The following is a 13624-nucleotide window of genomic DNA, read 5'->3' on the forward strand; positions in this document are numbered from 1 at the left end:
TCAGTTCGAGTAAAATCCCTTTGGGATTTTGTATCGAGAACCGACTTTCCAAAACCTATTCTCGATATAATTTGGAATGCCCAAAAACACTCGAATTGACGGTTTTTAATTGACATCCATATATGTACCTGATTTTTGACACAGAGACCACAGGCTTGCCCAAACGTTGGGACGCCCCCATTACAGATACGGACAACTGGCCACGTTGCATACAAATAGCATGGCAGTTGCATGATGATATGGGGCGCTTGGTAGAGCACCAGGATTATTTGGTACGGCCAGAAGGCTTTAATATTCCGTATGAGGCGGAACAGATACATGGGATTTCCACCGCATTGGCAGAACAACAGGGAATCCCCTTGGCCACTGTGCTTCAAAAGTTTAATGCGGCCATGGAAAGGACCACGTTTATTGTGGGTCAAAACGTGGGTTTTGATGTCAATGTCATGGGAGCGGAGTTTCATCGCATGGGCGTGGAAAACCCTTTGCAATCGCTTCCTGTTTTGGACACCTGTACGGAGCATACCGCCCAACTCTGCCAAATTCCCGGAGGGCGGGGTGGCAAGTTTAAACTGCCCACCTTAACCGAGCTCCACCAATACCTTTTTAATAAGCCCTTTGCCGAAGCACACAATGCAACGGCGGACGTAGAGGCGACCACAAGGTGTTTTTTAGAGCTGATCAGAAGAAAGCAGTTCACAAAAGAACAGCTAGACGTCCAACCTGGTTATTTTCAAAAGTTTTCTGAGGCTAATCCACAGGAGATAGCGCTCATCGGCCTAAAACATATCAACCTTAAGAAAGCGTCCAAAAAAATTGCCGATGCCCTTTGGGATGCGGATACGGGAGGGGTTTCCCATGAGGAGCTCAAGGAGAATAAGGCCTCCTTGGAACAGGTTCCCTTTGCCCATCTGCACAACCATTCCCAATTCTCCGTGCTACAGTCCACCATCAACATCAAAGCATTGGTAAAGGCTACCGCAGATCAGCGGATGCCCGCAGTGGCGCTTACGGACCATGCCAATATGATGGGGGCCTTTCATTTTGTAAAGGAGGTTAACGCGCACAACAAAGCCGTAAAGGCGGCAAAGGAAGAAGCGGAGGCCAACCCGGGGGAACATGGGCAAGACGTGGGCCAAGAAATCACCCCGATTATTGGCTGTGAATTCTTTGTATGTGAAGACCATAGCAACAAAAATGTTAAGGATTATGGCTATCAAATTGTGCTTTTGGCCAAAAACAAGAACGGCTACCACAATTTGGCAAAAATGTCTTCTTTAGCCTACACGGACGGGTTTTATTACGTACCGCGCATCGATAAGAACATCATCAAAAAATACAAAGAGGATATTATCGTACTCACGGGCAACCTTTATGGTGAAGTGCCGGGCAAGATTCTAAATGTGGGCGAAAACCAGGCCGAAGAGGCCCTTTTGTGGTGGAAGAAAGAGTTTGGCGACGATCTGTACATTGAACTGATGCGCCACGGTCAAGAAGATGAGGATCGGGTGAATGCCGTACTGCTAAAGTTTGCCGCCAAGCATGATGTTAAGGTCATTGCCACCAATAATACCTATTACTGTGCCAAGGAAGATGCGGAGGCACATGATATCCTACTTTGCGTAAAGGATGGGGAAAAGCGTGCCACCCCAATAGGGCGGGGACGTGGTTACCGGTATGGCCTGCCCAACCAAGAGTATTATTTTAAGTCCCAAGAAGAAATGAAGGCCCTATTTCAGGATAGGCCGGATGCGATTTTTAACATTCAGAAAATCATTGATAAGATAGTGCCTTTTGAACTGGCGCGTGACGTACTGCTTCCAAAGTTCGACATTCCGGAGGAGTACAAAGACCCGCAGGATGCCATAGATGGAGGCAACCGTGGGGAAAATGCTTATTTGCGGCACATTACCTATGAAGGGGCCAAAAAACGCTATGGTGAAATTACCGATGAGATACGGGAACGGATTGATTTTGAGTTGGATACCATTAAAAACTCTGGCTATCCTGGGTATTTTTTAATTACGGAGGATTTTATCCGCGAAGCTCGAAATATGGACGTTTCCGTAGGGCCAGGGCGTGGTTCTGCCGCGGGTTCGGTAGTGGCATATTGTCTGACCATTACCAATATTGACCCGCTGAGATACGATTTGCTTTTTGAGCGGTTCTTGAATCCGGATAGGGTATCCATGCCCGATATTGATATTGACTTTGATGATGAAGGCCGTGGACGCGTGATGGACTATGTTATCAATAAATATGGAGCCAACCAGGTAGCACAGATCATTACCTACGGTACCATGGCGGCAAAGTCGTCCATCCGAGATACAGCAAGGGTATTGGATCTGCCGTTAAATGATGCGGATAGGATTGCCAAGCTTATTCCCACCATGTCCAAATTGGGTAAGATTTTTGGGAAATCTGAAGCCGAACTAAAGAAAAAGTTTAGGGCAGAAGATTTGGAAAAAGTAAATGAACTGCTCAATATTTCTGAGGAGGAGGGACTGGAGGCCCAAACGATAAACATGGCCAGGACCTTGGAGGGTTCCGTCCGTAATACCGGTATACATGCCTGTGGGGTCATCATTACCCCGGACGATATTACCAATTTTGTACCCGTGGCAACCGCAAAGGATTCCGAGCTGTACGTGACCCAGTTCGACAATTCCGTGGTGGAGAGTGCCGGCCTTTTAAAAATGGATTTCTTGGGATTAAAAACCCTGACCCTAATCAAGGATACCGTTAAAATAGTAAAGGCCAAACATGGGATTGACTTGGTTCCGGATGATTTTCCGCTGGATGATGAAAAAACTTATGAACTTTTTCAGCGGGGTGATACGGTAGGGATATTCCAGTATGAATCTCCCGGGATGCAAAAGCACATGAAGGACCTGAAGCCCACGGTGTTTGACGATCTCATTGCCATGAACGCACTTTACCGTCCTGGGCCCATGGAATACATTCCCAAGTTTATTGCCAGAAAGCACGGCAACGAGGAAATCACCTATGACCTGCCAGATATGGAGGAGTACCTAAAGGAAACTTACGGGATTACGGTCTACCAAGAGCAGGTGATGTTGTTGTCCCAGAAACTGGCCAATTTTAGCAAGGGTGATGCGGATATGCTCCGTAAGGCCATGGGCAAAAAAATCTTTGCCCTACTACAAAAATTAAAACCCCAGTTTTTGGAAGGGGGCCAAGCCAATAGACATCCCAAGGATATCCTGGAAAAAATATGGAAGGACTGGGAGGCTTTTGCAGCCTATGCCTTTAATAAGAGCCACTCTACTTGTTACGCATACATAGCCTACCAGACCGCCTACCTAAAAGCGCATTACCCGGCGGAATATATGGCGGCTGTATTGAGCAATAATATGAACGATATTAAACAGGTGACCTTCTTTATGGAGGAATGTAAGCGAATGGGGCTGGAAGTTCTGGGTCCAGACGTTAATGAATCTTACTACAAATTTGCGGTAAACAAAGATGGCGCCGTACGTTTTGGGATGGGCGCGGTAAAAGGCGTTGGGCGTTCTGCCGTGGAAACCATTGTGGAGAACCGTAAAAAAGATGGGCATTTCCATTCCGTTTTTGACCTGGCCAAGCGGGTAGACTTGCGGGCGGCCAACAAAAAGGCCTTTGAAAACCTTGCCGTGGCAGGCGGGTTCGATTCGTTTGGGGGCACGCATCGGGCCCAATACTTTCACCAAGAAGGCGATGGGGTCACATTTTTGGAGAAAGTGATCAAATCTGCCGCCAAATACCAAGAAAACAAAAATTCCTCCCAGATGGATATGTTCGGCGGAATGAGTGAGGCAGAGATACCGGAACCTGTGGTGCCGCCTTGTGAGGAATGGGGTACCATGGAAAAGTTACGCCGGGAAAAAGAAGTGGTGGGCATTTATATTTCCGGACATCCCCTGGACGATTTTAAAACAGAGATCAATGCTTTTTGCAATGCCAGTATTTCCCATCTTAACCATTTGGAAAAGTATGTGAACCGTGAACTTACCCTTGCCGGGGTCATTACGGATGTGCAACATCGTATTTCAAAAAACGGAAAAGGCTGGGCGGCATTTACCATGGAGGACTATACGGAATCCTTTGAATTCAGGATTTTTGGGGAAGAATACCTTAAGTTCCGGCATTTTCTAATGATCAATTCCTTTGTCCACCTTAGAATATATGTCCGTGAGGGTTGGGTAAGCAGGGATACCGGTAAAAAGGGGGAGCCACGCATGCAGTTCAATGGTTTTGCCCAGTTACAGGACGTGATGGAAAATAGTGCCAAAAAACTCACCATTAAATTGGATATTGACCGCTTACAAGAGCAGCGCATACATACCCTAAAAGAAACCTTGGCATCCCACAAGGGCAACCATCCACTTAATTTTGTGATTTATGAGATGGAGGAAGAAATAAAACTTAAGTTAAGCAGCCGAAAGCAAAAAGTACAGATTACCAGTGCATTGTTGCACCAGCTGGAAGAACAAGAGGTCCATTACAAATTAAACTAGTTTCTGCAAAGTATCCCCACCCAGATGCCAAAGAAGTTGCTGGAGAAGGTGGTACGGTTCTGGCATGATGCGCTCTGGGTTACGCTAAGTTTCTAAATTGTAAGGCATTCGCAAAGGGAAGGGTAAGGGCTTTGGAGGCATATACACTATAAGTTTAGGTTGGATAAGGCTATAAATTTGATTGATAACCACATAGCCAAAAGGTATTTTTACCAAGTAAGGAATGGGCAACATATTTGACTAAATTTGCAAACAGATAAAATATACATCATGGCATTAGAAATAACAGACGCAACTTTTGATGAAGTTGTATTAAAAAGTGACAAACCCGTTGTAGTGGATTTTTGGGCCGCTTGGTGCGGACCCTGTAGAATGGTAGGTCCCATTATTGACGAGGTGAGTGCAGAATATGAGGGCAAGGCCGTTGTCGGTAAGGTAGATGTGGACGCCAACCAAGAGTTTGCGGCCAAGTACGGAGTTAGGAACATCCCTACCGTTTTGGTATTCAAAGATGGCGAAATTGTAAGTCGCCAAGTAGGGGTATCCCCTAAAAACGTGTATACGGAAGCCATAGACGCTTTGTTATAAAAAAGCGGTCCGTTAAAGTTTTGGAAAAGACCTGGCAGTACCAGGTCTTTTTGCGTTATATTAGGAGCTGTTATGAACATCCGGGACCAATTAAATTCCTCAAAACTCTTTGCCAATTTGGAGTTGCTCGCCAAACAAGTGGTAGAGGGTTTTATTAGTGGCATCCATAAAAGTCCGTTCCATGGGTTTTCTGCGGAATTTGCGGAACATAAGATTTATAATACGGGCGAAAGCACCAAGCATATAGACTGGAAGCTTTTTGCCAAAACGGACAAATTGTACACCAAGCGCTATGAAGAGGAAACCAATCTGCGCTGCCATATGATATTGGACAACTCGGCCTCCATGTACTACCCAGAGGTGCAAAACCCGCGGTTAGACCATTTGAATAAGGTAAGTTTTGGTGTGCTGGCCATAGCGGCCATTATGCATGCCCTAAAAAAACAAAGAGACGCCGTTGGCCTAAGTATTTACTCGGATGATTATAACTTTTACAGTGGGGAGAAAAGTAGCCAGAGGCACTTTCAGATGTTATTGGACCAATTAAATGGGGTGGTCCGGGATAAAAATCCTTCAAAGGCCAGCAACACCTATGAGCACCTTCACCTGATTGCCGAAAAACTGCATCGCCGGAGCTTGGTCTTTTTATTCTCCGATATGCTACAGCCCCAAGTGGAGCAAGACCAACTTTTTGAAGCGTTACGACATTTGACGTATAACAAGCACGAGATTGTACTTTTTCATCTAACGGATGAGACCCACGAAGTAAATTTTGATTTTGACAACCGTCCCAAACGTTTTGTAGATGTAGAAACCGGCGAGCATATGGATTTGTATGCAGATAGCATACGAGAGGCCTACCAAATAGAGATAGGTGCCTACATGGATCAGTTAAAGTTAAAGTGCGCCCAATATAAAATCAAATACGTGGAGGCCAGGGTACAGGACGATTTTTCTACCGTACTGAACACCTTCTTTGTGGCAAGGCAAAAATTTAGCTGAAATTAAAAAATAGTTTGCTTGAACCAAAAAGCGGTGTATATTTGCAAGCGCTTTGCAAAAAGCATTTGAACAAGATTTGAATTCCGCTGTTGCGGAGGTCTTAAGCAAATTAAGGTAAAATCATTGGTCTGGTAGTTCAGTTGGTTAGAATACCTGCCTGTCACGCAGGGGGTCGCGGGTTCGAGTCCCGTCCAGACCGCAAAAAGCTCTCAAGAAATTGAGGGCTTTTTTATTTTGTTTGATGTCAAAATTTAACATTTGAAACCATATAAAAAAGGAGGAAATCGGTCCCTCTTTTATCCCTCAAAAAATGCACACCAGAATCGATGTAATTCACTGTTAAAGAAAATTTTACAAAGAAATTTTAACATTTGTTTTTCGTACCTTCTGGTGAGCATTTAAAACACTCACCTGTGTACGGCAAATTGAACATCCTTTTTTACCCTAAAAAATTAAAGTCTAATACCGATGGAAAGGCTATGATTTACGCTCGTGTTACCATTAATGGCAAGCGGAGTGAATTCAGTTTAGGTCGTCGTATTGATGAGTAACTTGATGATAAGGGGAAATCCTTCTGTTTCATAATTTAAATACATTGCCGCGATCAATGTAGGATAACCAGCAATATTCCAATGCCAATGCCAATGCAAAATTCAATATGTTGTAGTCATTGACGTAGGTAACTCCTGCTCTGCACTTTTAGCATGTCACGGAATCAAGTACCGGGTTTGCAACAACTTATTCATGTTTTATTGATGTGAAAGATTTGGCTTTTAGCCTACTTTCTTTAATCAATCTAAATATAAATAATTGATTTACAACTATTTAAATTGTTTCTAATTGCAATGGAACCTAATTTTGAACTATTAATCAAAAAAAGAAATTGCCATGTCTATTCGATTAGCTCAAAATTGCGTTAACTGCAACAACTTCAAAAATGACCATACCTGTGCACAGCACAATATAAAGGTCAACGAACGTCACACTTGTGACAGTTTTGATATGAAGAACAATTTGCGAAACAACATGTCATGTGGAACATGCCTTCGTTTCAAAGCCGCAAATTGTCCGCACCCGACCAAAGCATCTCCAGAGATGTCATGCTCTAGTTGGGCCCCAAGGGCAATTGCCTAGATACTTACTAAAAAGTAGTAAGGGAGCACTAGCTCCCTTTTTTTATTTCAAACCTTATTCTTGCTGATTATATTTAGAATTCATCTAAATAGTTTTTTTCGCTAGGTCTTCGATTGTATTTTTGAAGCACCTATGTCAGAAAATGTGGAAAGAATAGTTTTTTTTCGATTGAAGCGGGTCATTCTTACGGCTTTCCTGTTTATGCTTCTTGGTATATCCTTAGAATTGTATCTATTGGGCCATTATGAAGACGCACTGCAACTAATTCCTATTCTTTGTATTGGATTTTCCGTGGGACTTTTATTTGTTCTTATCCTTAAGGGAACAAAATTAGCGGAAGTACTGTTCAAACTGCTACTTGGCTTAACTGCACTTAGTGGGGTTTATGGTACTTTTTTACATCTGAATGCTAACTATGAGTTTGAGCAGGAGATGAGGCCCACAGAGACCACATGGAATCTTTTTATTGAAAGTCTATCTGGAGCTTTACCTGCTCTCGCCCCTTGCAGTATGCTTGTATTGGCATTACTGGGTTATTCATATCTATTATTACTTAAACAAAAAAAATGAGAAAGTTTACCAAATTAGTAGTCGCCTTCACTTTAATGGGTTTCACAGTAGGCGCCTGTAACGAAGCAAAGAAAAATCCCGATGGGGATTCGTCAGAACAAACAGAAATGGATTCTGATTCCAGTAACATGGAAGAAACCAAAGGCATGGAATCAACCACTGTTTTAAATGCCAACCTGGCCACAGAAGAAGATTTGAACGGTATTGGTTTATCATCAGAATTGGTTACAGCTATTTTAGAACAAAGACCATTTCTAGATATGGATGCTTTTAATTCCATTTTGGGTACTAAAACAAATAAATCTGAACTGTACACGAAGATTTTTGTTCCGTTGAACCTAAACACCACTGCAGAGGCCGATTTTAAAATGGTGCCTGGGGTAGGCGACCGTATGGCCCATGAATTTGAAGAATATCGACCCTATGAAAGCATTAAACAATTTCGAAGGGAAATTGGAAAATATGTGGACGAAGCGGAGGTAGCGCGTTATGAAAATTATGTTTTCGTACCTGTGGAACTAAATAGTGCATCCGAGGAAGATATTAAAGCATTGCCTGGCGTGGGAAATCGAATGGCACACGAATTTGAAGAATATCGCCCTTATGCCAATATGGAGCAGTTCAGGAAAGAAATTGGCAAGTATGTCGATGAAAAAGAACTTTCCCGATTGGAACGCTTTGTTTATTTAAAGGAATAGCGCTCTAAAGCTGAAATATTTCTATACCGAAATGTCCCGTTCTCGCGCATGTGCAATGGAATGGGATTTTTCTTGTGTATTCTTTTAGAGCTTTAATTGTAAGGTAGTGTAAAATGTTCTGGGCTCGGCAGGAATGATACCTGGCCCTGGATAACCTGTGGCTCTTCTGGTAAAATAGGAATTATCCAATAGGTTATTAATCCCGGCTTCCACTTTGAGCATTTTCCATGAATATGATAAAGAGAAATCCATAATGTCGTAGGCTGGAATGGTTCCTTCGATTCCACGTTGGTTATCGTTTACATCCTGCGGTGCGTTGGTAGCGTCTGTAAACTGTTCTGATAAAAACGTGTATTGCAAACTGCCCAAAAAATTACCATATCCAAGACTTAGGCCAGTCTTTAAATTAACATCAGGAATAAACTCTACCTGATTACCTTCTACATTGTTCTGGTCGGATTGGGTATATTCTGAATTGGTCAGTGCTAAATTCACAAAGAAATTCAGTTTTGCCTTTTCGAGACTTGGAAAAACTATTTCTTTGATGTTTACATCAGCAAAGGATTCTAGCCCGTAGATAAAGGCAGTTCCGATATTTCCTCGAAAACGCACCACCCTACCAGTTTCTATCTCTTCACCATTTCCATTTGTACGAGTCTCGTTTCTAAGTATTTCACCCAAACGATTGTCGTACAATAGACCAAAAGCACTGAAGTCATAGGTGAATGTATTCTTCAATCTACCCCGTACACCTATATCTGCAGTAAAGCCATCTTCATCTGAAATATTCGGGTCAATTTGAAATGAGGGATTTACCACTCGAATATCGCTAAAGGTCACCGATCGGTAATTCTGTGAGAAATTGCCATATACCTCTAGGGAGGTGGAGGGTTTGAATGAGGCTCCCAATCCTAGCAATAAAAAGTTACGTTCAAAAGCTCGATCATCTGGAATTTCTTCATTCAATAGGGGATTACCGGCCAAATCAAGCACAATGTTTCTGAAACTCCCTTCACTTTCGGTTTTGATGTATTCAAACCGGAATCCGGGTGTTAGAGAAAATGTCTTGGATAAATTAAAAATGTTCTCCCCGAAAAGGGCCAAATTCAGGTTAGGAAAATCAAATTGAGATTGGCGCTCGTAATTTGGAAATTCATCATCAGCGAAAGAAAAATCCGGTCCATTGGCATTACTTCCCGGGCCCTGCCGCTGATCGTTTGAGGTCTGATAATATTTGGTACCCAGTAACAATACTGCATCAGATTCCTTTATCTTGTAGCGATTCAATATTCGTGCTTCTGCTCCCCAGTTATAAAAATTGTCCACCAATAATTCCCTAGGCTCGTTTGGATCGTCTGGCTGTGATACTCGATTCGTTCTAAAACCCAATGCTTTTCTTGAGGCATCAAGAGAAAATAGATTTAAACTAAAATCGGTATTGTTGGAAAACTGATGTTCCAGGCGTAATGAGAACAACTTCCAATCCACATCGAACCAATTGCGCTCACGATTACTAAAATCAGGATTTTCCAGGAATTGCACGTCGGTGAGACCTCCAGGCTGTTTGGCCAAATAATTAAGAAGGGTAGTCTCAAACGCAAGACTGGTTTTGGCGGATAATTGGTATTCGAAGTGGCCGTAATAATTACGGCTATTGAATCTTGAATTTGGTCGAAATCCGTTCCCTTCCTTATAATTGAAATAGGTATAATAACTAAAATTACCAACGGTTCCAGAAAGGCTATTAAAACTGGTCTTTAAATCAAATGATCCTACCGTTTGCCTGGAGACCCATTCAATGGTTTTATTCGGATTTGGTTTCCTGAACTTAAAATTGACCAAGCCCCCAAATTGTGGTCCATATTGTAATGACGCCGCGCCACGAACAACCTGAATTTGGTCCAGGGCCTCTGCCGGTGGGGTATAATAACTTTCTGGGTAACCAAGGGCATCAGCACTAATGTCATAACCATTTTGACGTACATTGAAATTTGCCGTTCTATTAGGGTCCAATCCCCTGCCCCCAATGTTCAATTGGAGGCCTGCATCACCGTAATCAAAAATATTTAGGCCGGCGACTTGATTGTACAATTGCCGGGGATTGTTCGCTGCCAAGTTACCCGGAATATTGCCTACCAAAACGACTTCACTTTTCTTACCCGCATAGATTGCCGTTCCTTCGACGGTTTTTAATTTTTGAAGCGCAAAGACCTTTTCACGTTCTTGGGTAATGACCACCTCCGAAAGCTTATGGGCTGACAAAGGCTCTAATTGAAAACGAAGTTGGGTCGATGAAGAAATATCTATGGTCTGCTCCAAAACGCGATACTCAAAAGCAAAGACCACCACATCATAAGTGCCATCCGGGACATTTTCGAGAATAAATTCCCCGTTTTCATTCGTAACTGCCAAGGTTTGGGTCTGCCTAACGAAGACTTCGGCATCTGATATGGGAGTTCCTGACTCATTTATCACCAGCCCTTGGAAATTCTGCTGACCGTAGAGTGAGGCCGCTACTAACAACAAAAAAATCGAACTAAATACCTTTAATCTCATCTTTAAAAGGAATTATCCACTTTTTGTGGTGAAATGATTCTTTTTCACCAACTAGGTTTACGGTCGGGTCTATATAATCGGTACTACGTCGTCCATTAAGGGTGACTTGGCTTTCCACATATATTTCAATATTTTTATGTCCTTGACTTTCGAAATGTTTCTTTAGGTAATGGGCATATTCCAAGATAAAATCAGGTTGGAAACTCATTTGTTTTTCCTGAAAAGGAGTTAAAAAATCGGAATTATCCACATAAAACCAGGCTCCGGACTGTCCGTCAACTATTTTAAATTGGGCGTATCCAGCTTTTTCCATGAGCATGACCCGCCAAGAAAACCGGTACCCTTCTTCTGTCCAGAACAGTTCACCAGGATAGGTTAAATAACGCCATGGCAGCAGCAATTGAATCACAAAAAAAAGGGTAACCACCACATACACCAGTTTTTTGCGGAATCTAGGTTTCAGATTGAATTGAACACCATTATCAAACAGGGATTTATTTATTTTAAAGATGTTGGCCAAGAATTTCACTATTCGATGGTGTACCCCGCCACTGAAAAAGATAAGGGAAGAGACAATCATGATATAAGGAAACATCCCAATATTGAACAATATCCCAGTCATGATATGAAAAACCACCACAAAGAAAAAGGCGAACCAGCGGGTCGGTTTGAATAACAAGAAAAATGGTATGGTCAAGTCATATAAAGCCCCAAACCAACTGAATGCGTAATGTACCCATTGGTACCCCATCATTTCCCCAATCACCGGAATATGGGCTTTGGAAGGCAACCAAATTTTCAGGGGCAAAGCCTCTAGCAACCAATCTGAGTTCAACTTAGCTAAACCCGCATAGATATAAACCATTGCCAAGAGCAATTTTATCGCATCAACGTTCCATTTTGGAACAAACTGGAACCGTTTCTTGGCATTCCATTTGGCATCTAATGAAAAATAGGCGTTGGCAGGGATAAAAATGAGTAAGAAAGATAGAACGCTTACAAAATAGTAATGGTTAAGGTAGGTGGTCTTATCCATCAATTCAATGTAGGTAAACGAAAGAAAAAATATGATTATGGCCATTCGGTATTTGTAACCAATAGTGACCAAAATAGCGGCCAAACCACATAGTATAAAAAGCAGGTATGTCCAATCACCTATTGGCTTTACCCATTCAAAGCCATAATAGGAAAAATGGAATTTGGGTTCTAAATACAGACTTTCAATCCAACCGTTATACCAGAATCTAATCACACTCCAAACCATCATCAATCCAAACAAAATACGAAAGACCGCCAATGTGGCGGCCTCCGTTTTTTTAGAAAGATATGTTTGGACTATCTGCTTCATTTAGTCGCCATCTGCATCAACAAAATCGATGGCAATACTCATTGCGGAAACCATATCTACCTTGAACATCGCAACCGCTGCCTGAACTTCATCATAAGCAGAAAACATTGCTTCGGCCGGATTATTGGTTTCCAGTTCTGTTCGAAACGGCTCAAGGGCAACTATGGCCGACCTTGCGCTGTTGAGTTGGGTCTGAATATCGTCCCTGAGGTCTTCGCGCCCTAAAGCAACAAGGTAAGAAGCCAAACTTTCCCCAGAATCCTCAGTACCAAAAGCAACACCATTAAAAAAGTTTTCTACGGCAGTCAACCCATCTAAGAACAACTCATTCGAAAGTTGGGGATAATAAAAAGATTCAACCAAATTGGGTGCTTGGGTACGTGAGAAAACACCCAGTGGGATTCCCATTTTACCTGCACGAAGGAATTTTTCATAGTAAAAAATAAAATCATTGACAAAACGGTCAACGGAAGCAGTGGCTGAAGAACCATCGTTTTCGACAAAAGTGGCTCTATATCCATTTTGCCAAGCATTCCTCACGGTAGTTACCCGGGTTTCTATGTCATTGATTACATCTGAAATATAAGTTACATAACCATCACCTGTTGCTGCATTAGTAAAAACTGCAACCATATCGGTATCCGTATCCGCAATGCCATTTAGAAGATAATCAAGAGCAGGGAACCCCCTTGAGTCGCGATTTGAGGACAATTCAAAATTATAAGTCCCAGCAGTAATGTTACTTTCAATTAAGTCTACATCTGTTGGGTAGGTGTTAATAGTTAAGCGTAGACCATTATCCTCGGCTGGACCTATTTCAAACATAGAAATGTTCTGCCAACTTTTGTAAGCAGTTATCCAAGCTGTGCGCAATGCTACCAAGTTGGCTTCGCTTCTGTCATTTTCGAAGGTTCCAAAATCGGATTTCAAGGCCTCCAAATCAGTCAAAAAAGCGTTATAAGAAGGCAAAATGATATTGTCCGCCCAGTTGGCCAACATGGCTCCCCGTGCAAAAGTAGCCGAAGTTCCGTCATCATCGTCGGTCATTCCCACATCATCTGTTGGGGTTTCGGTATCATCGCCATCTGAGGAACAAGCCCAAATAAAAAGGACTGCAAAAATGGGGATTATCCAATAAAATTTTCTTTTCATAGCATAAACTTTAAAAATTGAAATAATATAAACGATAAAGGATGTAAGCCCAATAAGAC

9 protein-coding genes and 1 tRNA gene are annotated in these 13624 nt (G+C 42.4%); 7 read left to right on the forward strand and 3 right to left on the reverse strand.

Annotated features, from left to right (window positions below; all coding sequences use genetic code 11):
- The first annotated feature begins 122 nt into the window (after positions 1-122).
- The 7 genes from dnaE to I595_RS17580 all read left to right on the forward strand — a co-directional run bounded on the left by dnaE (position 123) and on the right by I595_RS17580 (position 8509).
- Positions 123-4517, forward strand: coding sequence for a DNA polymerase III subunit alpha (gene dnaE / locus I595_RS08875; RefSeq protein WP_054559054.1), 4395 nt, complete (start codon positions 123-125; stop codon positions 4515-4517).
- A 270-nt stretch (positions 4518-4787) separates the two neighbouring features.
- The gene (trxA, locus tag I595_RS08880; RefSeq protein ID WP_054559055.1) at positions 4788-5105 is read left to right on the forward strand and encodes a thioredoxin; all 318 of its coding nucleotides are present in this window, start codon (positions 4788-4790) and stop codon (positions 5103-5105) included.
- A gap of 72 nt (positions 5106-5177) precedes the next feature.
- On the forward strand, positions 5178-6107 hold the full coding sequence (locus I595_RS08885; protein WP_054559056.1) for a DUF58 domain-containing protein: 930 nt from the start codon (positions 5178-5180) through the stop codon (positions 6105-6107).
- Positions 6108-6232: 125 nt separating this feature from the next.
- Positions 6233-6306 (forward strand) — tRNA-Asp (locus tag I595_RS08890).
- 214 nt (positions 6307-6520) lie between these two features.
- The gene (locus tag I595_RS17740) at positions 6521-6658 is read left to right on the forward strand and encodes an Arm DNA-binding domain-containing protein (protein ID WP_157449704.1); all 138 of its coding nucleotides are present in this window, start codon (positions 6521-6523) and stop codon (positions 6656-6658) included.
- A gap of 727 nt (positions 6659-7385) precedes the next feature.
- Positions 7386-7811 (forward strand): hypothetical protein, encoded by a 426-nt coding sequence (locus tag I595_RS08895; protein WP_157449705.1) that lies wholly within the window; start codon positions 7386-7388, stop codon positions 7809-7811.
- A complete protein-coding gene (locus I595_RS17580; protein ID WP_054559058.1) occupies positions 7808-8509 on the forward strand; it encodes a helix-hairpin-helix domain-containing protein in 702 nt (233 codons plus the stop codon). Before I595_RS08895 ends, I595_RS17580 begins: the two co-directional genes overlap by 4 nt.
- 84 nt (positions 8510-8593) lie before the next feature.
- Here the strand turns inward: I595_RS17580 and I595_RS08905 are convergent, their stop codons facing one another.
- Genes I595_RS08905 through I595_RS08915 form a run of 3 tightly spaced genes read right to left on the reverse strand, consistent with a single transcriptional unit; the run spans position 8594 to position 13565 of the window.
- The gene (locus tag I595_RS08905; RefSeq protein ID WP_054559059.1) at positions 8594-11065 is read right to left on the reverse strand and encodes a TonB-dependent receptor; all 2472 of its coding nucleotides are present in this window, start codon (positions 11063-11065) and stop codon (positions 8594-8596) included.
- Positions 11046-12413, reverse strand: a complete 1368-nt coding sequence (locus tag I595_RS08910; RefSeq protein ID WP_054559060.1) for an HTTM domain-containing protein — start codon at positions 12411-12413, stop codon at positions 11046-11048. Before I595_RS08910 ends, I595_RS08905 begins: the two co-directional genes overlap by 20 nt.
- Positions 12414-13565 (reverse strand): imelysin family protein, encoded by a 1152-nt coding sequence (locus I595_RS08915; protein WP_054559061.1) that lies wholly within the window; start codon positions 13563-13565, stop codon positions 12414-12416.
- Between the last annotated feature and the right edge of the window lie 59 nt (positions 13566-13624).

The organism is Croceitalea dokdonensis DOKDO 023, from assembly GCF_001306415.1.
In the GTDB taxonomy this organism is placed as follows: Bacteria; Bacteroidota; Bacteroidia; order Flavobacteriales; family Flavobacteriaceae; genus Croceitalea; species Croceitalea dokdonensis.